The sequence below is a fragment of the [Bacillus] selenitireducens MLS10 genome, assembly GCF_000093085.1.
GTDB classification, from domain to species: domain Bacteria; phylum Bacillota; class Bacilli; order Bacillales; family Salisediminibacteriaceae; genus Salisediminibacterium; species Salisediminibacterium selenitireducens.
On record NC_014219.1, the window covers coordinates 101,656 to 125,598 of the forward strand.

Here is a 23,943-nt window from a genome sequence, read left to right on the forward strand (position 1 = left end):
AAAGAAGAATACGAAGACAGGAGCGAGTGAGATGGATTGGAGTTTCTTAATGACCGAGGATATTGACGTAATGATGATCCGCCTTGTGATGGCGGCGATTCTCGGCGGTCTCGTCGGTATCGAGCGTGAATACAATCATCATCCGGCCGGATTCAGGACACATCTGCTTGTCAGTGTCGGATCATGTCTGATGATGCTGCTTGCGTTTTACGGTTTTCAGGACTATATTGCAGCCAATGAGGGAAATGTCAATTTTGATCCGTCTCGACTGGCGGCTTATGTCGTATCAGGCATCGGCTTTCTCGGAGCAGGGACGATTCTTGTACAGGGTTCTTCGGTAAAGGGTCTGACGACGGCGGCTTCGATCTGGGTTGTGGCCGGCATCGGTCTCACCGTTGGAGCAGGGATGTACGGTCCGGCGCTCATCGCGACGTTGATCGTGATCATCAGTCTGTTTATTCTGGCCAAAGTGAATTTCCGCATATCAGCGGAAGAGAAAGAAGAGGCGCTGATGGTCAAACTCGACGGGGAGATGGGGAGACTCGGAGATGTCATTTCGATACTCGACGGGCTCGGAATCAATGTGAGTTTTGTTTCCTCTGAAAAACAACAGGCTTATCATGAAAAAAGTATGGTTGAATACCGTCTTGTTGTGGAATACAAACAATGGAGTGACATATACGAGGCCATGGAAACCATCCAGCAGCTTGATCCGGTACAGTCTGTTTCACTGGATCAGTAAGGCCGCCGCAAAATGCTTGAGTATTTTTGACGATTGTACTATTATGTAATTAGTCAAATATAGTCAAAGTCAGTGCCGTTTTGCGGAAGGAGGGGGCGTCTTTGCGTAACATATCGGATGTGATCGAAGGGTATCTCAAACAGATTATCGAAAAAAACGATCAGGAGCTCATCGAGGTCAAACGAAGTGAGCTTGCGGAACAGTTCGACTGCGTTCCGTCACAGATCAACTATGTGATCCGGACGAGATTCACCGTCGAAAAGGGGTATATGGTACAGAGTAAGCGTGGTGGCGGCGGCTATATCCGCATTACGAGAGTCACACCGGACAATCATCTTCAGCTGTATGATCAGCTCATTGATCTATCAGGGGACGAAATATCCCAAACGGCAGCCATGCACCTCATCGGCCGTCTGCTTGAAGAAGAGGCTATCACAAAGCGGGAAGCGAATCTCATGGAGAGCGTCATGAACAGGGAAGTTCTGTCGATCCGCCTCCCTTATCGGGACCGGCTTCGCGCAGAGCTGTTAAAAGCGATGCTCACGACATTGAAGTACAAAGAACTCGAAGACAGCTGAGAGAGGGGGACGTTTTTCATGCTGTGTCAGGAATGCCAGCACTACCCGGCAACGCTTCATTTTACGAAGATCGTCAACGGAGAAAAAATGGAAATGCACTTATGTGAAACCTGTGCCAAAGACAAAGGGGATTACGTCCCGGGGTCGAACAGCTTTTCCATTCATCAGCTGTTAAGCGGTCTGATGGATCAGGACGCCTCTTTCCCTCCGAAGACGGATGGCAGCGAACAGACCCGAAGGCCCGAACTGCAGTGTCCGGAGTGCGGGATGACTTACAGACAGTTCGGTGAGGGAGGCCGCTTTGGCTGTGCGGTCTGTTACGAAACGTTTGATGATAAACTCGATCCGGTTTTAGCCAGGATTCACGGGGGTAATCACAGTCATACAGGCAAGATTCCAAAGCGTCAGGGAAAAGACCTTCACCTGTTCAGAGAAATTGAGGAACAAAAAGAGAAGCTCAGAAAACTGATTGACGAGGAAGCCTTTGAAGAAGCGGCGGCTGTCAGAGACCGGATTCGTGAACTCAGGCAGAAGACCGAACAGAAGGAGGATGAGTAAGATGTCTCTCCAATCCTTCATCAGTGAAGCCATCAGTCCGTGGATGAAAAACGAAGGGCCTGAATCGGATATCGTCATCAGTACGCGTGTTCGTCTCGCCAGAAATGAGGCACATACCGCCTTCCCCATTGCTGCGATGAATGACCGTCTTGAAGAGGTTCTGAATCGGGTGAAACAGAATTTTGCCGGAAGAAGTCACCGGCGTTTTGGGGAACTTGAGCTGCTCGCGATGACGGATCTGTCTCCCAATGAGAGGCGGATGCTGGTTGAGAAGCATTTGATCAGTCCGAATCTTGCGGCAGGCGAACACGGATCAGGGGTCCTTCTCAGTGAAGATGAATCCCTCAGTGTCATGATCAATGAAGAGGATCATTACCGGATTCAGTGTCTGATGTCAGGCTTTCAGCTTGATGCCTGCCTGAAGTATGCGAATGCGATGGACGACTGGATGGAAGAGAAAGTCGACTTCGCCTTTCACGAGAACCGCGGTTATCTGACGAGCTGTCCGACGAATGTCGGTACCGGACTCCGTTCATCGGTGATGATGCATTTGCCGGCCCTTGTGCTGACGAATCAGTTCAACCGGATTGTCCCTGCGATCAGTCAGCTTGGACTTGTCGTTCGCGGGATTTACGGAGAAGGAAGCGAAGCGCTCGGGAATCTTTTTCAAATCTCGAATCAGACGACACTCGGGAAAACCGAAGCGGATATCGTCGATAATCTCAAAGGCGTCGTCAAACAGCTCATTCAGCACGAGCGGGCTGCGAGGCAGACGCTGTACGAACAGTCACAGCTGTTTTTGGAAGACCGGGTTTACCGTTCACTCGGGACCCTGGCATACAGCCGGCGCATGGAGACTCAGGAAGCCATGCAGCGTCTCTCAGACGTGCGTTTAGGCATCGATTTAGGTATCATTAACCACATGCAGGGCAAGATTCTGAATGAACTGATGGTATTGACGCAGCCGGGATTTTTACAGCATTACGCAGAACAGGAGCTGTCCGCCGAGGAGCGCGATGAGCGCAGGGCGACCTTTATCCGTGAGCGGCTTCAGCTCGAAAAAAAGAATGATCATACCAATGGAGGTGGCCAACCATGATGTTTGGCAGATTTACAGAACGCGCACAGAAAGTACTCTCACTTGCCCAGGAAGAAGCAAGCCGACTCGGACACAGCAACATCGGAACGGAGCACATCCTGCTCGGCCTGATCCGTGAAGGCGAAGGCATTGCGGCAAAAGCACTGAAAGGCCTCGGTCTCGGTGCTGATAAGATTCAGGATGAAGTGGAAAAGCTGATCGGTGTCGGCGAACAGCCGGCAGGTCAGGTTCACTATACACCAAGGGCGAAGAAAGTCATCGAACTTTCCATGGATGAAGCCCGTAAACTCGGCCATTCCTACGTAGGGACAGAACACATCCTGCTCGGTCTGATCCGTGAAGGGGAAGGGGTGGCGGCAAGGGTGTTGAATAACCTTGGCGTAAGCCTGAACAAAGCCCGCCAGCAGGTGCTTCAGCTTCTCGGGAACTCGGATAACGGAAACGGACAGAATGGCAGCATGGCAGGTCAGGGCGGCCAAGCCGGAGCGTCCACTCCGACGCTCGACAGCCTTGCCCGGGATCTGACAGCAATCGCCAAAGAAGGACAGGTGGATCCGGTTATCGGGCGTTCGAAAGAAATCCAGCGGGTCATCCAGATTCTCAGCCGACGCACGAAGAACAACCCGGTCCTCATCGGGGAACCGGGCGTCGGGAAGACGGCGATTTCAGAAGGCCTCGCCCAGCAGATCGTCGATAATGAAGTGCCGGAGATTCTCCGCAACAAGCGCGTCATGACCCTTGATATGGGAACCGTCGTCGCAGGTACGAAATACCGCGGTGAATTTGAGGACCGTCTGAAGAAGGTCATGGATGAAATCCGCAACGCCGGAAACGTCATCCTCTTTATCGATGAGCTTCATACGCTGATCGGTGCAGGCGGTGCTGAAGGTGCCATTGATGCATCAAACATCCTGAAACCGTCCCTTGCAAGAGGTGAGCTTCAGTGCATCGGGGCGACAACGATGGACGAGTACCGTAAATATATCGAAAAAGATGCGGCCCTTGAGCGTCGTTTTCAGCCGATTCAGGTCGATGAGCCGACCGTCGAAGAGTCCGTTCAGATTCTTGCGGGGCTTCGTGACCGCTATGAGGCTCATCACCGCGTCACCATTACAGATGAAGCAATTAAGGCAGCGGTTGAAATGTCAGACCGCTATATCTCAGACCGCTTCCTTCCGGATAAGGCCATTGACCTGATTGACGAGGCCGGATCCAAGGTGCGTCTGAGCACGTATACAGCGCCGCCGAATCTGAAAGAAAAAGAGCAGGAGCTTGAAGAACTCCGTAAAGAAAAGGATGCTTCGGTGCAAAGCCAGGAGTTCGAAAAAGCGGCATCGCTCCGTGACAACGAACAGAAGCTCAAAGATGAGCTTGAAACGCTGAAGGATGAATGGAAGAAAAAGCAGGGTCAGGAAGACTCGGAAGTGACGATGGAAGACATCGCGCAGGTCGTCTCCACATGGACCGGTGTCCCTGTCAGTAAGCTTGCTGAAGAAGAAACAGACCGCCTTCTGAAGATGGAAGACATTCTCCACGGCCGTGTCATCGGTCAGGACGAAGCGGTGACGGCCGTATCAAAAGCGGTACGCCGAGCACGTGCAGGGCTGAAAGATCCAAAGCGCCCAATCGGTTCCTTTATCTTCTTAGGACCAACAGGTGTCGGGAAAACCGAGCTTGCAAGAGCCGTGGCAGAAACACTGTTCGGGGACGAGGATGCGATCATCCGTATCGACATGTCCGAATACATGGAGAAGCACAACACAAGCCGTCTCGTCGGTTCACCTCCTGGCTATGTCGGTCATGATGAAGGTGGACAGCTCACCGAGAAAGTCCGCCGCAAGCCGTATTCCGTGATCCTCCTCGACGAGATCGAGAAGGCGCACCCGGAAGTCTTTAATATTCTGCTTCAGGTACTTGAAGACGGCTTCCTGACGGATTCCAAAGGACGCCGCGTTGATTTCCGCAATACTGCGGTGATCATGACATCCAACGTCGGTGCCCAGGCATTGAAGCAGGAAAAGAGCCTCGGGTTTACGGCAAATCAGGAAGATGCCAAATACAAAGACATGAAATCCAAGGTCATGGAAGAATTGAAGAAGAGCTTCCGTCCGGAGTTTTTGAACCGGATCGACGAAACCATTGTATTCCATTCCCTGGAAAAATCGCATATTTCAGAGATCGTCACGCTCATGGCCGGCGAACTGCAAAAGCGCCTGAAAGAACAGGAAATTGATTTTGAACTGTCTGATAAGGCGAAAGAGAAAATCGCCGACGAAGGGTTTGACCCTGAATATGGTGCACGTCCGCTTCGCCGGGCGCTTCAGAAACAGGTGGAAGACCGCCTGTCTGAAGAACTCCTGAGAGGCACCATTTCCAAAGGACAGTCTGTTGTTCTCGACGTGGAAGACGGGGAATACGTCGTCCGCCAGAAAGAACGGGCGTAACGAACACGTGCGTAATGGAGAGGACCTTCAAGGTCACTCTCCATTTTACGCATGGTTTGGGATGATCATTGTAACGGAGGTTTCAAATGGCAAAGAAGAAGACGAAGTTTATCTGTCAGGAATGCGGCTATGAATCGGCCAAATGGATGGGGAAATGTCCGGGTTGTTCCGGGTGGAACACACTCGTCGAAGAGATGGAGAAACCCGCATCCTCCGCCCATGAAAAACGCAGCTTTGTAACTGCAGGAGGCGGCATCCGGCAAAAGCCGCAGTCGATTATGGACATTGAACAGAAAGAAGAGAACCGGGTATCCACATACATAAACGAACTGAACCGGGTCCTTGGCGGGGGGATCGTACCGGGTTCCCTCGTTTTGGTAGGCGGGGATCCGGGTATTGGAAAATCAACCCTTCTCTTGCAGGTATCTGCGACCTTGTCTGAACATAAGAAAAAGGTGCTGTATATCTCCGGAGAAGAATCACTGAAACAGACAAAACTGCGGGCGAACCGGCTTGGCGTCGGGAATGACTATCTCTTTGTACATTCCGAGACCGATGTGGAATACATCGAACAGGCCATTGATCAGGTGAATCCGGATCTGGTGATCATCGATTCGATTCAGACCGTCTACCTCGATCACATCACAAGCGCCCCGGGAAGTGTTTCTCAGGTCAGGGAATCAACGTCCGTGTTCATGCGTATCGCAAAAACGAGGGGGATCGCCATCTTCCTCGTTGGTCACGTGACAAAACAGGGCTCGATTGCAGGGCCGAGGATCCTCGAACATATGGTGGACTCGGTTCTGTATTTCGAAGGGGAGCGTCACCACACGTACCGTATCTTGCGGGCCGTGAAAAACCGTTTCGGTTCGACGAACGAAATCGGGATCTTTGAGATGAAAGAGACCGGGCTCGAAGAAGTGCTGAATCCGTCAGAGATCTTTCTTGAAGAGCGCTCATCAGGGGCTTCAGGCTCTGCGGTCGTTGCATCGATGGAAGGAACACGCCCGGTCCTCGTGGAGATGCAGTCCCTGATTGCCCCGACGAGCTTCGGCAATCCGCGGCGCATGGCGACGGGCGTGGATCATAACCGGATCTCCCTCATCATGGCCGTTCTCGAGAAGCGGGCCGGAATTCTGCTTCAAAATCATGACGCCTATGTCAAAGTGGCAGGCGGCGTGCGTCTCGATGAACCGTCCATTGACCTGGCCATTGCCATCTCGATTGTCTCGAGTTTTCGGGACCAGCCGTCAAGGGCCGGTGACGTGATCATCGGCGAAGTCGGGCTGACCGGCGAAATTCGCCGGGTCTCGCGGATTGAACAGCGGGTGCAGGAAGCAGCCAAACTCGGCTTTGAACGGGTCATTATTCCCGACCGAAACTTCGGAGGTTGGACCGTGCCCGACGGGATTGAAGTCATCGGGGCTCGGGACATCAACGAAGCGATTAACGAAGCATTAGGAGGACGAGCCAGTGGAGCACCGAAATTTGAGCTTTGATGACAGTTTAACAAGACGTATTCTGACATTTGTTGCCCCGGGGACCCCGCTGAGGGAAGGGATCGACAACGTGCTGCGGGCCAACACGGGCGGGCTGATTGTCGTCGGATTCAATGAAGAAATGCAAAAGATCGTCAACGGGGGCTTTTACATTAATACGGACTTCTCGCCGGCCTATCTGTATGAACTCGCAAAGATGGACGGGGCGATTATTTTGAACGAAGATGCCACGCGAATTCTGTATGCCAATACCCAGCTCGTTCCGGAGAACCTGATTGAATCGACGGAGACAGGGATTCGTCACCGGACAGCACAACGCGTGGCCAAGCAGGCGGGCAATCTTGTTATTTCCATCTCACAACGCCGTCACGTCATTACCCTGTACCAGGGCCGATACCGCTATTCGCTGAAGGATATCGGGGTGATCTTAACGAAAGCGAATCAGGCGATTCAGACCCTCGAGAAGTACAAATCGGTCCTTGATCAGTCGATCACGAACCTCGGTGCCCTGGAGTTTGAGGAGCTCGTGACCTTTCAGGAAGTATCCCAGGTGATGCACCGGATTGAAATGGTGCTCAGAATCAAAAGTGAGCTGATGAACTATGTCATTGAGCTCGGTGACGAAGGCCGGCTCATATCCATGCAGCTTGAGGAACTGGTCCTGAATATCGAACAGATTGCCCTCGATCTGATTATGGATTATCAAAAGGACAGCGGCACACCGCCGGAAGACGTGCTTGAGAACTTAAAACGGCTCTCCAGTGACGAACTTCTCGACGATCAGATCATCGTCAAATTGTTCGGTTACGGCAAAATCGTGAATCTGTCCGATTTCCCGGTTTCACCAAGGGGCTACCGGATCCTCCGTAAAATTCCGCGGATCCCGCCGAAGGTGATCCGTAACCTTGTCCGCCAGTTCGGCACGCTGTCAGAGATGATCCGTGCAGATATTCAAGAGCTTGACGAGGTGGAAGGGATCGGAGAGGCGCGGGCAAACAAGATTCAGGATGGACTGAGCCGGATTCAGGAACAGCTGATCATCGACCGTCATATTTAAAAGCAATCCGGAAGCTTACCGTGAAATTGACAGATGCCATAAGGGCCGGTAAAGTGAAGAAAACGGAATGTGAAACAGTTTGTGAAACGTTCACAGGGAACCGCAAGCAGACTGATTCCGTATATAATAGGCAGTGAAGGAGGTGAACGAACCATGATGAAACGTATTGTACAGCTGTTATTGGCCTTTACGGGCGGGGTACTCGGCTATTTGTTTATTGCCGATCTGACCTATCTCTCCCTTGGCATGGTCGGGCTTGACAGCTTACCCGGCTGGCTGGTGAACAATTACACAGGCGCTCTTGCAGGTGCACTCATACTCTATCTTTTATTCTTCTGGTCTGTGGATCCGATCGTTCGCTTTATCCAGCTTCTTGAAGACAAACTGATGAACTTTCCGGTGGCGGATCTGATTTTTGGAACCGTCGGACTCGTTGTCGGACTGTTGCTCGCGTTTCTTGTCACCGTGGCGGTGAACAATATTGAGATCGCATTTATCAGTGCCATCGTGCCGATTTTCCTGACGCTTCTCCTCGGATACCTCGGGTTTCAGGTCGGCTATAAGAAGAAGGATGAACTTCTCGGCGTGTTTCGCCAGTCCAAAGAGGACAAAGACGGCGATCAGGCCAATGCGGATGAGGCTGACGCACGCCTGCCCGTACCGAAGCTCCTGGATACGAGTGTGATTATCGATGGCCGTATTGCGGATATTTGCCAGACAGGGTTCCTTGAAGGAAAACTGGTCATTCCGAATTTCGTTCTCGAAGAGCTTCAGCACATTGCGGATTCCTCGGATTCCCTGAAACGGAACCGCGGTCGACGGGGACTTGATATCCTAAAGCGTATTCAAAAAGAGATCCCCATTGAGGTGGAAATCACCGACGAGGATTTCGATGAGATTCAGGAAGTGGACTCGAAGCTCGTCAAGCTTGCGAAAAAGACGAACGGGCTCGTCGTTACAAATGATTTCAACCTGAACAAAGTCTGTGATCTCCAGGGCGTCAGTGTCCTGAATATCAATGATCTCGCCAACGCCGTCAAACCGGTCGTACTTCCCGGTGAAGAAATGGCGATCCAGATTATTAAGGACGGCAAAGAACAGAATCAGGGCATCGGCTATCTCGATGACGGCACGATGATCGTCGTCGAAGGCGGACGAAACGCCATCGGCAAAACCATTGACGTCATCGTGACGAGTGTGCTGCAAACGTCTGCAGGACGGATGATTTTTGCCAAGCCGAAATCCATGGACAAAGCCCAGTAAAAGGACACGATAACGATGAAGCCATACAAAGCAGTCATTCCCGCAGCAGGCCAGGGTTCCCGCATGAAAGCCGGACACAATAAACAGTTCATTCACATTGGACACGATCCCCTCCTGGTCCACACGCTCCGTGTGTTTCAGGAGGATTCGTCCTGTCAGGGCATCGTCGTCTCCGTTAATCCGTCTGAGATGGCAAGCGTTCAGACGCTCATCGATGAGGCTGGCATTACAAAAGTGGAGACCCTTACAGCAGGCGGAAAAGAGCGGCAGGAAAGCGTCTATCTGGGATTGAAAAAACTGAGCGGTAATCCGGTCGTACTGATTCACGACGGGGCCCGGCCGTTCATTGATCAAGGCGCCATCAAGAGGCTCACTGCCGCAGTGGAACCCGGTGTCGGGGTCGTCGTCGGGGTTCCGGTGAAGGATACGATCAAACGGACGCGTGAGCACATCGTGCAGGAAACACTGAAACGCGATGAGCTCTGGTCCATTCAAACCCCGCAGGGCTTCTTGCTTACCGATATTCTCGCCGCTCATGCCCATGCCGAAGAACAGGGCTTCCCCGCCACAGATGACGCGAGCGTCTTTGAATTTTCCGGCAGACCCGTCAAAGTCGTGGAAGGGAACTATGCCAATATTAAAGTGACCACACCGGAGGACCTGATCTTCGCAGAAGCGATTCTCAGGAGCCGCTCTAAAAACCAGCAGGAAAAGGAGTAGTAATCTATGCGAATTGGACAAGGATTTGATGTGCATCAGTTAAAAGAGGGACGTCCGCTGATTCTCGGCGGCATTGAGATTCCCCATGAACAGGGATTAGACGGCCATTCCGATGCGGATGTCCTGTTACATACGATTGCCGACGCGTGCCTCGGTGCCGTGGCAGAAGGGGACATCGGCAAGCATTTTCCCGATACGGACCCGGCTTTTAAGGATGCCGACTCGGCGAAACTCCTTGAGCATGTGTGGCAGATCGTAAAGGAAAAGGGCTATACGCTCGGAAATCTCGATTGCACAATTATGGCACAGCGGCCCAAGATGGCCCCGCATATTGACGCGATGCGCACCCGTATTGCCGGACTCCTCGAAGCCGATGTTTCACAAATCAACGTCAAAGCGACGACGACGGAAAAACTCGGATTCACCGGAAGAGAGGAAGGCATAGCCTCGCAGGCTGTGGTATTATTGGTGGAGCAGCCAACGGCTTTTACATCGGTTCCGTAAACAGACGGGTCCGGATAATGATTTATCGACAAAGCTCGTAAAAACGATTCAAGGAAGGTGTTTCAGACATGAGTAATGACATCCGGGTGCGTTTTGCACCCAGCCCGACAGGCCATCTGCACATTGGAGGTGCACGATCGGCCCTGTTCAACTATTTGTTTGCCCGTAATCAGGGCGGGAAATTCATCGTGCGCATTGAAGACACAGATCAGGCACGGAACGTGGAGACAGCGACGGAAAAGCTGATGGAAAGCATGAAATGGCTCGGTATCGACTGGGATGAATCCGTCGACGTCGGCGGTCCGCACGCCCCGTACCGAAGCATGGAACGACTTGATCTGTATAACCGCTATGTGGATCAGCTCTTGAAAGAAGGCAAGGCCTTTCACTGTTACATGACGGAAGAAGAGCTTGAAGCAGAGCGCGAAGAGCAGCGAAAACGCGGCGAGACGCCGATGTACAGCGGCCGTGACCGCCATTTGACCGATGAACAGAAGCGTGCCTACGAAGCGGAAGGGAAGAAACCGGTTGTCCGTTTCATGGTACCGAAAGGACAGGAGATCGTCGTTGATGATGCCGTCCGCGGCAAGGTCACCTTCGACTCTGACGGGATCGGTGATTTCGTCATCGTCCGTACAGACGGGATTCCGACCTATAACTTCGCGGTGACGGTCGATGACCATACGATGGGGATCAGCCACGTGATCCGCGGGGAGGAGCACCTCTCTAATGCGCCCCTTCAGGTGATGCTGTATGAGGCACTCGGGTTTGAAACGCCGACGTTTGCCCATGCGTCACTCATTTTGAACGAGGACCGTCAAAAGATGAGCAAGCGTGACGAGTCGATCATTCAGTTCGTGGAACAGTACCGCGACCTTGGCTATATGCCTGAAGCGATCGTGAACTTCATCGCCCTCCTTGGCTGGAGCCCGGGTGGCGAACAGGAAATCATGACGAAGAACGAGCTTATCGAAGCCTTCAGTCTCGATCGTGTCGTGAAAGCCCCTGCGGTTTTCGATACGAAGAAGCTGTCCTGGATGAACAATCAGTATATGAAAGAAGCGGACGACGACCAGGTGGTCTGGCTCGCTCAGCCTCACCTGCAAAAGGCAGGGAAGCTGCCGGAGATGATGAGCGACGAACAGAAGCAGTGGGCGTACGACCTGATTGTTCTTCATAAGGAAAAGATGGACTGCGGTGCGGATATCGTCCCGTTGACGGAGCTCTTTTTCCAAGATGAGATTGAGTACGATGAGGACGCGAAGGCGATTCTTGGCGAAGAACAGGTACCGGAAGTGCTCGAAGCCTTCCTGAAGAACCTCGACAGCCTTGAGGAATTTGAAGCGGCCGCTATCAAAAAAGCCATGAAAGATGTGCAGAAATCAACGGGACATAAGGGCAAAAAGCTCTTCATGCCGATCCGTGTGGCCGTCTCAGGCCAGCAGCACGGCCCGGATCTCCCGCAAATGATCGCGCTTCTCGGCAGAACAGTTGTCACAACCCGCCTGAAAGGGTTATTATAAAATAAGCGGAACGAACCTGAATGAATATTGAACACCCGTGCACGGACAGGGACGAGTAGGCGGACAGAGAGCAGGTACAGAGAGGATGCGGTTGCTGCGAGCATCTCCTGATCCACCGCTGAATGCACCCTGGAGCACCCGGACCAAAGCAGCTCAGGCTGTCGACCTCCGGCGGCAGGGAGCCGTTATGATCCCGGTAAAAGTGAAGGATTCCGGACAGGCAGCTGTCGTCCGTATCCTTAAACAGAGTGGAACCGCGCGCAAGCGTCTCTGTGTCCCGATCAGGGCACAGAGACGCTTTTTTTATCCTGACCATCAGGAAGAACACCCATCACGAATAGACAGGCACGAAGGAGGCCCACCCGTGAAACAAGCATTCAAAACACTGAAAAACGATGTAGATATCGTTCTCGACCAGGACCCTGCCGCAAGGAACCGTTTTGAAGTCATCATGACCTATTCAGGCGTGCATGCCATCTGGAACCACCGGATCGCCCACGCTCTCTGGAACCGGAAATTCTTTTTCCTGGCGAGGGTCATCTCTCAGATAAGCCGTTTTTTCACCGGGATCGAGATCCACCCCGGCGCGCAGATCGGCCAGCATCTGTTCATCGACCACGGCATGGGCGTCGTCATTGGTGAGACGTGCGAGATCGGCGACAACGTCACGATCTTTCAGGGCGTGACCCTTGGCGGTACGGGGAAGGAAAAAGGCAAACGCCACCCGACGATTGAGGATCACGTCCTGATCGCCACAGGTGCCAAGGTGCTCGGCTCGATGACGATCGGTGCCCATTCACGGATTGGTGCAGGGTCCGTCGTCTTAAAGGAAGTGCCGCCGCACGCCACCGTTGTCGGGATTCCGGGAAAGGTCGTCATGAAGAACGGAGTCAAGGTCGCCGACTCGCATGACCACCACAAGCTCCCTGACCCGATCGCTGACAAATTTGATTCACTTGAACAGGAACTGAAAGAACTGCGGGAAGAAGTGGCCCGCCTTAAAAAACAAGGAGGACAGGACCGTGACCATACAGCTTTATAACACGCTGACACGACAAAAAGAAACGTTTCAACCGATCGAAGAAGGAAAGGTCAAGATGTATGTCTGCGGCCCGACCGTCTACAACTATATTCATATCGGCAATGCCCGTCCGGCCGTTGTCTTCGATATGGTGCGCCGCTACCTCGAATACCGGGGCTATGATGTGACGTATGTCTCGAATTTCACGGATGTGGATGACAAAATCATCAAAGCCGCAAACGAGCTCGACGAAGACGTCATGACCGTTGCCGAGCGATACATCGCCGCTTATTACAACGACACCGAAGCCCTCGGCGTCAGAAAAGCGGACCTGCACCCGAGGGTGACCGAGTCCATGGATGATATCATCACGTTTATTACCCGCCTCATCGACAAAGGCTACGCCTACGAATCGTCCGGGGATGTGTACTTCCGTACGAGAAAGTTTGACACTTACGGTCAGCTTTCCCAACAGTCCCTCGATGATCTCCAGGCCGGTGCGAGGATCCAGGTCGAAGAGAAGAAAGAAGATCCCCTCGACTTCGTGCTCTGGAAAACGGCGAAGGAAGGGGAGATCGCATGGTCAAGTCCGTGGGGAGAAGGACGCCCGGGCTGGCATATTGAATGCTCCGCCATGGTCAAAAAACACCTCGGCGACACGATTGACATTCATGCCGGGGGGCAAGACCTGTCTTTTCCGCATCATGAAAATGAAATCGCCCAGTCCGAGGCACTGAATGAACAGCGGATGGCGAATTACTGGATTCATAACGGCTACATCAATATCGACAACGAAAAGATGTCCAAGTCACTGAACAACTTCATTCTCGTTCACGACATCATCCGTCAGTTCGACCCGGATGTGGTCCGGTTCTTCATCGTGAACGCACACTACCGGAGCCCGATCAACTTCAGCGATGAGCAGCTTGAGACGGCAAAGACGAGTCTTGAGCGCATCCAGACGACCTATGAGAACCTCACGTACCGTCTCGGTGAAAGTGCGGATCTCGGCGGGGGTCAGGACAAGTGGTTTGCCCTCATCAGGAAAGAAGGCGAGCGGTTCATCGCTTCGATGGACGATGACTTCAACAGCGCCAACGCAGTGGCGGTCATGTTTGATCTCGTCAGACAGGCAAACATTTACCTGACGGAAAAGCATACTTCAAAAGAAGTCCTTGAAGCCTTTCTCAAGCAGTTTGATGACATGGCATTCGTTCTTGGCATTGCCGTAAAGCGGCAGGCGGAGCTGTTGGACGAAGATGTGGAACAGCTCATTGAAGAGCGGATCCAGGCGAGGAAAGACCGGGATTTTGCCCGGGCGGATGAGATTCGTGATTCACTGAAAGATCAGGGGATTATCCTCGAAGACACGCCGCAGGGCACGCGCTGGAAGCGGGGTTCATAGGCCATGGATTTAAACGAGACCGTGAACGAACCGGAACAGCTCAATGCCCTGGCGCTCGCCTATATGGGAGACGGGGTCTTTGACGTCTATATCCGCTACCGCCTGATTTCGCAGGGGCAGGTCAGGCCGAATCAGCTGCACAGGCGGGCAACGGCTTATGTATCGGCAAAAGCCCAGGCGCTGATCCTTTACAGTATGCAAGAACAGGGTGTTCTCCGTGAAGAGGAAGAGGCAGTGGTCCGGCGGGGGCGAAACGCCAAGTCGGGCACGATCCCGAAACATACCGATCAGCAAACGTATCGGATGAGCACCGCTTTTGAAGCACTGATCGGCTATTTATACCTGACGAAACAGCACGAACGGATGGATGAACTGATTCAGTATGCGGTGGACTGGATCGAAGGAAAGGAGGAATTGTCTCATGACTGATGCCAATCAGGATTATGTATACGGGAAGAATCCGGTAATTGAAGTGCTCCGGAGCGGACAGACCGTTCACAAAGTCTGGATCGCGGAGGATTCCATGAAGGGCCAGATGAATCAGGTACTCGGGCTCTGCAAGAAGATGAATGTTCAGGTGCAGACGGTGCCGAGAAAGCGGCTTGATCAAATGGCGGACGGGATCGCCCATCAGGGCGTCATCGCCCAGGCGGCAGCTTATGAATATGCGGAAATTGACGACCTCTTTGCCCGGGCGAAGGAGCGCGGGGAGGACCCGTTTTTCCTCGTCCTCGATGAACTCGAAGACCCGCACAACCTCGGGTCGATTCTCCGAACCGCCGACGCGTCAGGTGCGCACGGCGTCATTATTCCAAAACGGCGCTCCGTGGGTCTTACGTCAACGGTGGCCAAGACGTCAGCCGGAGCCATCGCGCATGTGCCCGTTGCCAGGGTGACGAATCTTGCGAGGACAATGGATGAGCTGAAAAAGCAGGGTCTCTGGTTTGTCGGCACGGACGCCAAAGGGGATGTGTCGTATGAAGGCATGACCGTCGATCTGCCCCTCGCTCTCGTCATCGGCAGTGAAGGCAAGGGGATGAGCCGCCTCGTCAAAGAGAAATGTGATTTTCTCGTCAGCATTCCCCTGATGGGCAAGGTCACGTCGCTGAATGCTTCGGTGGCCGCGAGCCTGCTTATGTATGAAGTGCTCCGTAAACGGAGAGAACTGGGAATGGGAGCCGATGCGTAATATCCTCCTCGTCGACGGCTACAACATCATCGGAGACTGGGTTGAGCTTCGGGATTTGCAAAAGACGGATCTCGAAGGAGCGCGGGATCAGCTGATTGAGAAAATGGCCGAATACCAGGCTTACACCGGCACCGAAGTCATCATCGTCTTTGATGCCCATATGGTCCCTGGGCTTGGCAAGAGCTACCGGAACTTCTCCGTGGAGATTCTGTACACCCGTGAAAAAGAGACGGCTGATGAACGCATCGAAAAGCTCGTCACCGAACTGAAACGGGTGGATACGAAAATCTATGTGGCCACGAGTGATTTTGTCGAGCAACGGGTGATCTTTGCGAGCGGTGCCTACCGGAAATCAGCCCGTGAGTTGCGAACCGAGGTCTCTCAGCTCGAAAAGAAAATCGCCAGTGATGTCAGCCGGACGAAAGCGACGAAGCTGCGCGGCGGGATCCCCATCAATGATGAAGTCAAGAAGATGTTTGAGAGAATGCGAAGAGGAAAATAAAGCCATCTTGACGGGATTTCGTTCTGTTTAGTATAATGAAGACAGCATTGAAAAGGGATACAAAAAGCATTTCGATAAAAAGCCAGCACACAGCCGTCAACCGGGAAACCGTGTCAGCTGGCTTTTTTCTATACTGTTGAGCGTCATTTAGCCCGGTTGTATCAGGCGTTTCAGTTGGTCTCTCTTGCAACACGTGTCTTTCATCGAGAAGGAAGGTGGCATTTGCCGTGAACAGGAATCTGCAGCAATCCATGCATCAGCTTACGGATGAAGAGGTTGTCGAATACGTCAGGGAAGGCGATTCCCAGGCGCTGGAGTATTTGATTGAGAAATACCGGAACTTTGTGCGGGCCAAATCCCGCTCGTATTTTCTGATCGGAGCGGATCATGAGGATATTCTTCAGGAAGGGATGATCGGTCTCTACAAAGCGATTCGTGACTTCAAGCAGGGGAAGGAATCTTCGTTCCGGGCTTTTGCTGAGCTTTGCATTACGAGACAGATCATCACCGCCATCAAGACAGCCACCCGTCAGAAGCATATTCCGCTGAACTCCTACGTCTCTCTCGATAAACCGATCTACGAGGAAGACTCGGACCGGACCCTCCTCGACGTGATTATGAGTTCCGAGGAGCTTGACCCGGAAGAGATGTTCATCAGCCAGGAAGATGCGGCGCGGATTGAGGGGACGATGAACAACGTCCTGTCCGATCTCGAACAGAAGGCGCTGATGCTGTATCTTGAAGGAAGCAGCTATCAGGAGATCTCCGAAGAGCTGAACCGGCACGTCAAGTCCATCGACAATGCCCTGCAGAGGGTCAAGAGAAAGCTTGAGAACCACAAAGATTTCAAAAGTGCAGAACTATTTGATTAACCAGAACCCCGCCGATTCCAAGGTGGGGTTCTTTTTGCTTCACTTTCATTAAGAAATGTCTCCCTTTACCGCCTCTTTTTTTGGATCCCTTACGTCTGTTAGGGTGAACGAAGATGATTGGACATACAGGAAGGAGGGCGCCATCGTGGACGAAGAACTGGTCAAAGATGCGCTCAAAGGCGATGAACGGGCCTTTGAGACGCTTCACGCGAGGCATGCGGATGATGTGTTCCGCTATGTATACATGAAAGTCGGCAACAGGCAGGACGCGGAAGAACTCTTGCAGGATGTATTCGTAAAGATGGTTCGCAACCTGGCCGGGTTTTCCGGCAAATCAACCTTTCGGACCTGGCTGTTTTCGATTGTCAGGCATACGGTGATTGACTATTACCGCAAGAAGGGTCGCCTGCAAAAGGAACAGCCGGTGGAGAATGACTTACTGGAGGCCGTGTCGGATACGACAGCATCCGCTGAAGAGGTGGCATCAAACCGGGAAAAACGCAGTCACGTATCTGATGCCTTTAACAGCCTACCGGAAGGGCACAGGGAGATTTTGTACTTACGGTTTATGGAGGGATTTTCCCTGAAAGAGACGGCACGGATTACGGGCAAGAGTGTGATGGCCGTTAAGTCCCTGCAAAAACGGGCGCAGGCGAAAATGGGCGAGCAAGTGGATGAGGAGGTGAACATCCATGTCTGAAAACCGGATCAATGAACAGCTCAAACAGGAGAAAGACGCAATCGGCGAGGTATCACCGTCGCAGGAGGCGAAGGAGAAAAGCTTGCGTGCGATGAAGAACGAGATCCATGCACAGGACAACATACTTCAAAGCATGGCGAAGAAGAAAAGACGCAATCAGATGCTCACCGGCTTTACGGCCACGGTCGCTGCCGCGGCAATCGGGGGCCTGGTTCTGATCAGTTCTGATGATATGGCCGGGTGGTTCAACCCTGCCGGAACAGTGGATGACGGGGATCATAATGAAAACGAAGAGGAAGCACCGGAGCCTCTTGATACGAACGAAAACGAAGAAGAAGAGGAAGATGAACGTGATGAAGAAGACGTGGAAACGGAGGAGGAACAGCCTTCGGATGTGACGGCAGACACGTTTAACGACCGCACCCAACGCTTTTACAATATTGACTTGCGCGCCGTGGATGCCGATGACCAAGAGGACGTCATTGAAGAGCAGTCAATGAGGCTCCTGTATGAGGACGGTATGCCGTATTCGGTTTATATACCTGCGGACTGGACGCTGACAACAGCTGAAGGCCAGTCATATACCCGTTATGAAATGGCGGATGATCATGGGACGGTCTTTCATCTCCTGCAATTTGAAACGGGGGATGAAGCTGCGGCCCGCTCTGAACTCAACAGACAGCTGGATGACCGTGATGCAGAAGCGGTGTCCGAAGACGAGCAGTGGCTGCAAGATTTTCACTGGACTATGGAAATGGGTGATGAGCCGGTGGAGCAATACCGCGCGGAAGACGGGGATCGTGTCCATAACTGGTCGTTTGTGAATCCTGAGGGATACCCGGATACGCCGGTCATTCTGCATTCCGTTGAAACGGTGGAGAACGATGACCAGATAGAGCGTGCAGGTTATTTTCACTCGAGTTTTCAACGGGTCTATCCGACGGTCATTGATGAAAGTGATGAAACAGGGATGAATGACCGGGCCCTCGAAGCAGAGATTTTATCCATGAGTGATCACGGGCCGGGTACAAGAGAGACCGTATTGAACGAGGCGGCGGACCTTGGTGTTTCCTTTTATTACAGGGAAAGATTCAGTGACTCCGAGACGGGGGACCGTGGACAACGAATGATCCGCAATGAGAGCGAAAATGATTTATCCTTTGTGGAACTTGGTCGCTTTGATACAGTCGATGAGGCCCTCGCCTACCAACAGGACTGGCGGGAGACCGGGAACGGGCTCCCGGAGCAGGGGGAAGAACCTGAGATGCACCTGGGGAACCGTTACAGCGGAGACTGGCTCGTAAACCGGGACGTACTTGGTATTTCTGGCGAAGTGCGGGAGGAGCTCGAAACAGAAGGCGGTCTTTCGGCGTTTAACGATGAGGAGATGTTCTTCGTTTTCGAGCGTAACGGCTACGGCTATTACATGATGACAGGAGGGGATATCTACTTTTCGGAATACATTGACCTGATCCTCCACACTTGGCAGTGGGAAGACGGGACTATGCTTCTTGACGAGTAAAGCAGGAAACCGGAGCCGTAACAGGGGCTCCGGTTTTTTAGATACAATTGACAGAGAGCCTGATTCTGTGCTATTTTTGAGGGGTATGTAAAGTGTCAGGGTAAAGGGGAGCGATTTGTGATGTCAACGAAAGCCGTACTGGCCTGCAGCGAATGTCACTCCCGCAATTATACCACCATGAAAACCGACAGCGCCGGCAGTGACCGGTTGACGATAAAGAAGTACTGCAAGACCTGTAAGGCACATACCGTACACAAGGAAACGAAGTAACCGGAGGTGAACCACATGGCAGAACAAGAACAGCCGAAGTCGAAGAACCCGATCAAATTCCTGAAAGATGTCTCAACGGAAATGAAGCGTGTGACATGGCCGAACCGTCAGGAATTGACGAAATACACGATCGTCGTCAGCACGACGGTCATCATCATGGCCATCTTCTTTGCAATCTCTGACTTTGCGATCTCAGGTATTCTCGATTTGATTACCAACTGATCCAGCTGATGCAGTGAGGTCCAATCAAGAACGGGCATGATGATAAAGCCCGCTACCCGATAAAACAGATTCAGTCAGAGGGGGGAAGGACACTACGTCCTGAACATAATGGAGAAAAACTGGTATGTAGTCCATACGTATTCCGGCTATGAGAACAAGGTGAAGACCAACCTGGAGAAGCGGGTTGAGTCCATGGAGATGACGGATAAAATCTTCCGCATTCTCGTTCCGGTTGAAGAAGAGAACGAAGTGAAGAACGGCAAAAGCAAGGTCGTGACCAAGAAAGTGTTCCCTGGTTACGTCATTGTCGAAATGGTCATGACCGACGACTCATGGTACGTCGTCCGCAATACCCCGGGCGTAACCGGCTTTGTGGGCAGCACCGGTGCGGGTTCGAAGCCGACGGCACTTTTGCCTGATGAGGCAGACGCCATCCTCCGTCAAATGGGTGTGGAAGCACCGAAGGCGGAAGTGGATTTCGATCTGAAGGAATCCGTCAAAGTCAAAGAAGGCCCGTTTGCGAACTTCATCGGATCCATTGAGGATATTTCCGCTGAAAAACGCAAGCTGAAAGTGCACGTCAACATGTTCGGCCGTGAAACCCCGGTTGAGCTCGATTTCCATCAGGTTGAAAAAATCTGAAGCAGCTGTAAAAAAACAGCTTGCGTATTTTGACATGAAGTGATAGAATTTGAATGTTGTTAATGAACGTGAGCGTAATGTTCACGTTTTTTCCTGCAATCATGCAGGTTTTTTATTGAGTGGGAGAGCAATATGCTCGGTTTACCACATCACGGACTTAAGGAGGTGTGTCGCGTGGCTAAAAAGGTCATTAAAGTAGTGAAACTTCAAATTCCTGCAGGCAAAGCGAATCCGGCACCACCGGTCGGACCGGCACTCGGTCAAGCTGGTGTTAATATCATGGGATTCTGTAAGGAATTTAATGCTCGTACGCAAGAAGATGCGGGCCTGATCATTCCTGTTGAAATCACAGTGTTTGAAGACCGTTCATTCACTTTTATCACGAAAACTCCACCAGCAGCGGTTCTGCTTAAAAAAGCAGCCGGAATCGACTCTGGTTCAGGAGAGCCAAACAAGAACAAAGTGGCTACAATCAAGCGTGATAAAGTTAAAGAAATCGCTGAAACAAAGATGCCTGACCTGAACGCAGCAGATGTAGAAGCTGCTATGCGTATGGTTGAAGGTACTGCCCGCAGCATGGGTATTGTCGTAGAAGACTAATCCCGTTTAAGGGGTATGGAGGTTGCGAATGGACATTTGATCCACCTGTTCATCAGGTTCGCAACCTTTATTAGTGGGAGGTTTAACCGCTAAAACCACAGAAGGAGGAACTTAAATTGGCTAAAAAAGGTAAAAAGTATCAAGATGCGCTGAAGCAAATTGATCGCGAAAAACTATACAATATCTCTGAAGCAGTTGAACTGGTTCAGAAGAACGCAACGTCCAAGTTCGACGAAACAATCGAAATGGCTGCACGTCTCGGCGTTGACCCGAAGAAAGCAGACCAGCAGATCCGTGGAGCGATGGTGCTTCCGCACGGAACAGGTAAGACACAGACTGTTCTCGTATTTGCAAAAGGTGACAAGGCGAAAGAAGCCGAAGCTGCAGGCGCAGACTTCGTTGGTGAAGATGATCTCATCAACAAGGTAGCGCAAGGCTGGATGGACTTCGACGTTGTCGTTGCCACACCGGACATGATGGCACAGGTTGGTAAGCTGGGTCGTACCCTCGGACCAAAAGGCCTCATGCCGAACCCGAAGACAGGCACTGTTACGTTTGACGTGACAAAAGCCGTCGAGGAAATCAAAGCAGGTAAAGTGGAATACCGTGTCGACAAGTCCGGTAACATCCACGTGCCACTCGGCAAAGCCTCTTTCGATCAGCAGAAGCTCGAAGAGAACTTCACTGCAATGGTTGATCAGCTCGTAAAGATCAAGCCGGCAGCATCAAAAGGTACGTATCTCCGTAACGTATCCATCACGTCCACAATGGGCCCTGGTCTGAAAGTGGATGTATCCGGCTTTAAATTATAAGTTGACTTACTGAAAATCTGCGGTTATACTCATAATCGTGCATTTAATAGTACTGCGCCGTAGACAGCAGGTGCCTGATGGCTTAATTCCCTGCCGAGGTTGTTGAATTCGTCTTTTCAAGTATGAAAAACGATTCTGCCTCCATGTCTGCCTGCGGCACATGGGGGCTTTCTTATGAATATGGAACCCCTCTGCGGTCAGTTTTTCATTATCGATTTACAGGAGGTGTAAGAATGAGCGCAGTAATTGAACAGAAGAAACAGGTTGTTGATGAAATCAAGACGAAGCTTGAAGAAAGCCAGTCTACGATTGTCGTTGACTACCGCGGTCTTGACGTAAGTGAAATCACTGAACTTCGTAAACAGCTTCGTGAAGCTGGTGTTGACTTCAAGGTGTACAAGAACTCCATGGTTCGCCGTGCAACTGAAGCAGCAGGTCTGACGGATCTCGACGAGCATCTGACAGGTCCTACCGCTATCGCATTCAGTAACGAAGACGTGGTTGCCCCTGCGAAGATCCTTAACGGATTCGCAAAGGACCACGAAGCTCTCGAACTGAAAGCCGGTGTCATCGAAGGAAAAGTAACCGGTCTTGAAGAAATCAAGGCGCTGGCTACACTGCCATCCCGCGATGGTCTTGTATCCATGCTCCTCAGCGTACTTCAGGCGCCTATCCGCAACTTCGCTTTGGCTACCAAAGCCGTTGCCGATCAGAAAGAAGAACAGGAAGCGTAAGCGCAGCCTGATCCGAACGAAAGCCGCATAGTGCGGCAACCATTTAAATTAAAATTAGGAGGAATTTAACATGACTCATCAAGACATGATCGCTGCGATCAAAGAAATGTCCGTACTTGAATTGAATGACCTTGTAAAAGCAATCGAAGAAGAATTTGGTGTAACTGCTGCTGCTCCTGTAGCTGCTGCAGGTGCCGGTGCCGGTGAAGAAGCCGCTGCTGAGCAGACTGAATTCGACGTAGTTCTTGAAAGTGCCGGATCTTCCAAGATCGGCGTTATTAAGATCGTTCGTGAAATCACTGGTCTTGGTCTTAAAGACGCAAAAGCACTCGTTGACGGTGTTCCTGCACCAGTCAAAGAAGGCGTTGAAAAAGCAGAAGCTGAAGAAATCAAAGGCAAGCTTGAAGAAGCAGGCGCTTCTGTTGAACTCAAGTAATCCACGATTACAGCCCCAAAAAACCCGCTTATTCAAGCGGGTTTTTTTCTACCATTTTTTATTTGGAACAGCCAGTCGCTTCAGGACTGTTTCTTTCATCACCCGATTATCATCAGAAAGGATGCACGTTATGAGTGACCATTACTATACGAATAAACCCGGTGTCAAAAGCAGTCGGCGCTCGTTCACGGATGAGCTCCGCGGCCAACGCCTGACGTTTACTGTTGATAAAGGCGTCTTCTCAGGGGGCGGCGTCGATTTTGGTTCGAGGCTGCTGATTGAGAGTTTTACCGAACCTGAGACAGAAGGTGACCTGCTGGACATCGGCTGTGGCTGGGGTCCTATCGGCATCGCCCTTGCGATGAGTACCGATCAGAGGCGGATCAACATGATCGATGTCAATGAACGCTCCGTCGAACTCGCGCGGCTTAACGCCGAGGCGAACGGCGTCGCCGACAACGTGCATATCGAACAGCGTGATGCAACGGAAGGGCTTCCGGGTGACGGCTGTGCGGCGATCCTTACCAATCCGCCGATCCGCGCAGGCAAAGATGTTGTCTTTGCGATTTATGAAGAGGCGAGTCGGCAGCTGAAGCACGGAGGCGAGCTTTGGGTCGTCATCCAGAAGAAGCAGGGCGCGCCGTCGACGGAAGAAAAACTGAAAGCGCTCGGACTGGATGTGCGTACCGTTACGAAGAAAAAAGGCTACGTCATCTTCGCCGGAAAAAAAGATTGACTGAGACTTGACATTATGTTATTGTTATTTAATGCGTATGAAGATAAATGATAATAGGGCTCTTATGCTCTAAAACCCGGGAAATACGTAATCGGAGATGTGAACGTGCGTTTCCATGCGAAGAGAATAGCGAACAGTCAGGGGTACAATCAGCACACGAACAACTCAGTCTACAGAATGAGCCGACACTGTCTGTTACCCTTTTTTCTTTTCTGTGAAAAGAGAAGAGCGGGTTGCTCCACATACTGTTTCGTCATCCGCCGGGAAAAATCCTTTGTTTTTATATAAAAATT

General features: G+C 51.8%; 27 protein-coding genes and 2 other annotated features. All 27 genes read left to right on the forward strand.

All coding sequences use genetic code 11. The features are described 5' to 3' along the window. The first annotated feature begins 31 nt into the window (after positions 1 to 31). The 27 genes from BSEL_RS00505 (at position 32) to BSEL_RS00630 (ending at position 23,650) form a co-directional block, all read left to right on the forward strand. Entirely contained in the window at positions 32 to 742 is a 711-nt protein-coding gene (locus BSEL_RS00505) for an MgtC/SapB family protein (protein ID WP_013171058.1), read from the forward strand. 101 nt (positions 743 to 843) lie between these two features. Beyond that, positions 844 to 1,320, forward strand: coding sequence for a CtsR family transcriptional regulator (locus tag BSEL_RS00510; protein WP_013171059.1), 477 nt, complete (start codon positions 844 to 846; stop codon positions 1,318 to 1,320). A gap of 18 nt (positions 1,321 to 1,338) precedes the next feature. Beyond that, positions 1,339 to 1,878: a UvrB/UvrC motif-containing protein gene (locus tag BSEL_RS00515; RefSeq protein ID WP_013171060.1), complete on the forward strand. Its 540-nt coding sequence runs from the start codon at positions 1,339 to 1,341 to the stop codon at positions 1,876 to 1,878. A gap of 1 nt (position 1,879) precedes the next feature. Beyond that, positions 1,880 to 2,977 (forward strand): protein arginine kinase, encoded by a 1,098-nt coding sequence (locus BSEL_RS00520; RefSeq protein ID WP_013171061.1) that lies wholly within the window; start codon positions 1,880 to 1,882, stop codon positions 2,975 to 2,977. After that, positions 2,974 to 5,421 (forward strand): ATP-dependent protease ATP-binding subunit ClpC, encoded by a 2,448-nt coding sequence (clpC, locus tag BSEL_RS00525; protein ID WP_013171062.1) that lies wholly within the window; start codon positions 2,974 to 2,976, stop codon positions 5,419 to 5,421. Before BSEL_RS00520 ends, clpC begins: the two co-directional genes overlap by 4 nt. An 86-nt stretch (positions 5,422 to 5,507) precedes the next feature. Next, positions 5,508 to 6,920: a DNA repair protein RadA gene (gene radA / locus BSEL_RS00530; RefSeq protein WP_013171063.1), complete on the forward strand. Its 1,413-nt coding sequence runs from the start codon at positions 5,508 to 5,510 to the stop codon at positions 6,918 to 6,920. Next, entirely contained in the window at positions 6,895 to 7,977 is a 1,083-nt protein-coding gene (gene disA, locus BSEL_RS00535) for a DNA integrity scanning diadenylate cyclase DisA (protein WP_013171064.1), read from the forward strand. The genes radA and disA overlap by 26 nt, the downstream gene beginning before the upstream one ends. Positions 7,978 to 8,130: 153 nt before the next feature. Beyond that, a complete protein-coding gene (locus tag BSEL_RS00540) occupies positions 8,131 to 9,240 on the forward strand; it encodes a PIN/TRAM domain-containing protein (RefSeq protein ID WP_013171065.1) in 1,110 nt (369 codons plus the stop codon). A gap of 15 nt (positions 9,241 to 9,255) precedes the next feature. After that, positions 9,256 to 9,960: a 2-C-methyl-D-erythritol 4-phosphate cytidylyltransferase gene (gene ispD, locus BSEL_RS00545; RefSeq protein ID WP_013171066.1), complete on the forward strand. Its 705-nt coding sequence runs from the start codon at positions 9,256 to 9,258 to the stop codon at positions 9,958 to 9,960. Between the two features lie 6 nt (positions 9,961 to 9,966). Next, entirely contained in the window at positions 9,967 to 10,464 is a 498-nt protein-coding gene (gene ispF / locus BSEL_RS00550) for a 2-C-methyl-D-erythritol 2,4-cyclodiphosphate synthase (protein WP_013171067.1), read from the forward strand. Positions 10,465 to 10,532: 68 nt separating this feature from the next. Then, the gene (gene gltX, locus BSEL_RS00555) at positions 10,533 to 11,987 is read left to right on the forward strand and encodes a glutamate--tRNA ligase (protein ID WP_013171068.1); all 1,455 of its coding nucleotides are present in this window, start codon (positions 10,533 to 10,535) and stop codon (positions 11,985 to 11,987) included. Between the two features lie 33 nt (positions 11,988 to 12,020). Then, positions 12,021 to 12,262 (forward strand) — a binding site (T-box leader). A gap of 89 nt (positions 12,263 to 12,351) precedes the next feature. After that, positions 12,352 to 13,029: a serine O-acetyltransferase EpsC gene (gene epsC, locus BSEL_RS00560; protein ID WP_041582054.1), complete on the forward strand. Its 678-nt coding sequence runs from the start codon at positions 12,352 to 12,354 to the stop codon at positions 13,027 to 13,029. After that, on the forward strand, positions 13,010 to 14,413 hold the full coding sequence (cysS, locus tag BSEL_RS00565; RefSeq protein ID WP_013171070.1) for a cysteine--tRNA ligase: 1,404 nt from the start codon (positions 13,010 to 13,012) through the stop codon (positions 14,411 to 14,413). The genes epsC and cysS overlap by 20 nt, the downstream gene beginning before the upstream one ends. Before the next feature lie 3 nt (positions 14,414 to 14,416). Continuing rightward, on the forward strand, positions 14,417 to 14,842 hold the full coding sequence (locus BSEL_RS00570; RefSeq protein WP_013171071.1) for a Mini-ribonuclease 3: 426 nt from the start codon (positions 14,417 to 14,419) through the stop codon (positions 14,840 to 14,842). Then, positions 14,835 to 15,602 (forward strand): 23S rRNA (guanosine(2251)-2'-O)-methyltransferase RlmB, encoded by a 768-nt coding sequence (gene rlmB, locus BSEL_RS00575; protein ID WP_013171072.1) that lies wholly within the window; start codon positions 14,835 to 14,837, stop codon positions 15,600 to 15,602. Before BSEL_RS00570 ends, rlmB begins: the two co-directional genes overlap by 8 nt. Beyond that, positions 15,595 to 16,104 carry an NYN domain-containing protein gene (locus BSEL_RS00580; protein ID WP_013171073.1) on the forward strand — a complete coding sequence of 170 codons (510 nt, stop codon included), beginning with the start codon at positions 15,595 to 15,597 and terminating at the stop codon, positions 16,102 to 16,104. The genes rlmB and BSEL_RS00580 overlap by 8 nt, the downstream gene beginning before the upstream one ends. A 227-nt stretch (positions 16,105 to 16,331) precedes the next feature. Next, entirely contained in the window at positions 16,332 to 16,976 is a 645-nt protein-coding gene (sigH, locus tag BSEL_RS00585) for an RNA polymerase sporulation sigma factor SigH (RefSeq protein ID WP_013171074.1), read from the forward strand. Positions 16,977 to 17,121: 145 nt separating this feature from the next. Further along, positions 17,122 to 17,676 (forward strand): RNA polymerase sigma factor, encoded by a 555-nt coding sequence (locus BSEL_RS00590; protein WP_013171075.1) that lies wholly within the window; start codon positions 17,122 to 17,124, stop codon positions 17,674 to 17,676. Then, on the forward strand, positions 17,669 to 19,198 hold the full coding sequence (locus tag BSEL_RS00595) for a hypothetical protein (protein WP_013171076.1): 1,530 nt from the start codon (positions 17,669 to 17,671) through the stop codon (positions 19,196 to 19,198). The genes BSEL_RS00590 and BSEL_RS00595 overlap by 8 nt, the downstream gene beginning before the upstream one ends. Positions 19,199 to 19,318: 120 nt before the next feature. Then, on the forward strand, positions 19,319 to 19,468 hold the full coding sequence (rpmG, locus tag BSEL_RS17315) for a 50S ribosomal protein L33 (protein WP_013171077.1): 150 nt from the start codon (positions 19,319 to 19,321) through the stop codon (positions 19,466 to 19,468). A 15-nt stretch (positions 19,469 to 19,483) separates the two neighbouring features. Next, entirely contained in the window at positions 19,484 to 19,690 is a 207-nt protein-coding gene (gene secE / locus BSEL_RS00600) for a preprotein translocase subunit SecE (protein WP_013171078.1), read from the forward strand. Between the two features lie 108 nt (positions 19,691 to 19,798). Next, positions 19,799 to 20,332: a transcription termination/antitermination protein NusG gene (nusG, locus tag BSEL_RS00605; protein WP_013171079.1), complete on the forward strand. Its 534-nt coding sequence runs from the start codon at positions 19,799 to 19,801 to the stop codon at positions 20,330 to 20,332. A gap of 174 nt (positions 20,333 to 20,506) precedes the next feature. Then, a complete protein-coding gene (gene rplK, locus BSEL_RS00610) occupies positions 20,507 to 20,932 on the forward strand; it encodes a 50S ribosomal protein L11 (RefSeq protein ID WP_041581622.1) in 426 nt (141 codons plus the stop codon). 116 nt (positions 20,933 to 21,048) lie between these two features. Continuing rightward, a complete protein-coding gene (rplA, locus tag BSEL_RS00615) occupies positions 21,049 to 21,744 on the forward strand; it encodes a 50S ribosomal protein L1 (protein WP_013171081.1) in 696 nt (231 codons plus the stop codon). Positions 21,745 to 21,783: 39 nt separating this feature from the next. Beyond that, positions 21,784 to 21,926, forward strand: a sequence feature (ribosomal protein L10 leader region). A 51-nt stretch (positions 21,927 to 21,977) separates the two neighbouring features. Continuing rightward, on the forward strand, positions 21,978 to 22,478 hold the full coding sequence (rplJ, locus tag BSEL_RS00620; RefSeq protein WP_013171082.1) for a 50S ribosomal protein L10: 501 nt from the start codon (positions 21,978 to 21,980) through the stop codon (positions 22,476 to 22,478). A gap of 70 nt (positions 22,479 to 22,548) precedes the next feature. Further along, entirely contained in the window at positions 22,549 to 22,914 is a 366-nt protein-coding gene (gene rplL / locus BSEL_RS00625) for a 50S ribosomal protein L7/L12 (RefSeq protein ID WP_013171083.1), read from the forward strand. Between the two features lie 130 nt (positions 22,915 to 23,044). Further along, complete coding sequence (locus BSEL_RS00630) at positions 23,045 to 23,650, forward strand: class I SAM-dependent methyltransferase (protein ID WP_013171084.1); 606 nt, start codon at positions 23,045 to 23,047, stop codon at positions 23,648 to 23,650. The last annotated feature ends 293 nt before the right edge of the window (positions 23,651 to 23,943 follow it).

Coding starts and splice junctions, on each gene's coding strand:
- rlmB (WP_013171072.1), top strand. CDS start 14,835: ATGACTGATGCCAATCAGGATTATGTATACGGGAAGAATCCGGTAATT.
- rpmG (WP_013171077.1), top strand. CDS start 19,319: ATGTCAACGAAAGCCGTACTGGCCTGCAGCGAATGTCACTCCCGCAAT.
- BSEL_RS00540 (WP_013171065.1), top strand. CDS start 8,131: ATGATGAAACGTATTGTACAGCTGTTATTGGCCTTTACGGGCGGGGTA.
- BSEL_RS00595 (WP_013171076.1), top strand. CDS start 17,669: ATGTCTGAAAACCGGATCAATGAACAGCTCAAACAGGAGAAAGACGCA.
- rplL (WP_013171083.1), top strand. CDS start 22,549: ATGACTCATCAAGACATGATCGCTGCGATCAAAGAAATGTCCGTACTT.
- BSEL_RS00505 (WP_013171058.1), top strand. CDS start 32: ATGGATTGGAGTTTCTTAATGACCGAGGATATTGACGTAATGATGATC.
- BSEL_RS00515 (WP_013171060.1), top strand. CDS start 1,339: ATGCTGTGTCAGGAATGCCAGCACTACCCGGCAACGCTTCATTTTACG.
- BSEL_RS00580 (WP_013171073.1), top strand. CDS start 15,595: ATGCGTAATATCCTCCTCGTCGACGGCTACAACATCATCGGAGACTGG.
- clpC (WP_013171062.1), top strand. CDS start 2,974: ATGATGTTTGGCAGATTTACAGAACGCGCACAGAAAGTACTCTCACTT.
- gltX (WP_013171068.1), top strand. CDS start 10,533: ATGAGTAATGACATCCGGGTGCGTTTTGCACCCAGCCCGACAGGCCAT.
- radA (WP_013171063.1), top strand. CDS start 5,508: ATGGCAAAGAAGAAGACGAAGTTTATCTGTCAGGAATGCGGCTATGAA.
- secE (WP_013171078.1), top strand. CDS start 19,484: ATGGCAGAACAAGAACAGCCGAAGTCGAAGAACCCGATCAAATTCCTG.
- rplJ (WP_013171082.1), top strand. CDS start 21,978: ATGAGCGCAGTAATTGAACAGAAGAAACAGGTTGTTGATGAAATCAAG.
- BSEL_RS00570 (WP_013171071.1), top strand. CDS start 14,417: ATGGATTTAAACGAGACCGTGAACGAACCGGAACAGCTCAATGCCCTG.
- ispD (WP_013171066.1), top strand. CDS start 9,256: ATGAAGCCATACAAAGCAGTCATTCCCGCAGCAGGCCAGGGTTCCCGC.
- ispF (WP_013171067.1), top strand. CDS start 9,967: ATGCGAATTGGACAAGGATTTGATGTGCATCAGTTAAAAGAGGGACGT.
- BSEL_RS00630 (WP_013171084.1), top strand. CDS start 23,045: ATGAGTGACCATTACTATACGAATAAACCCGGTGTCAAAAGCAGTCGG.
- BSEL_RS00520 (WP_013171061.1), top strand. CDS start 1,880: ATGTCTCTCCAATCCTTCATCAGTGAAGCCATCAGTCCGTGGATGAAA.
- nusG (WP_013171079.1), top strand. CDS start 19,799: ATGGAGAAAAACTGGTATGTAGTCCATACGTATTCCGGCTATGAGAAC.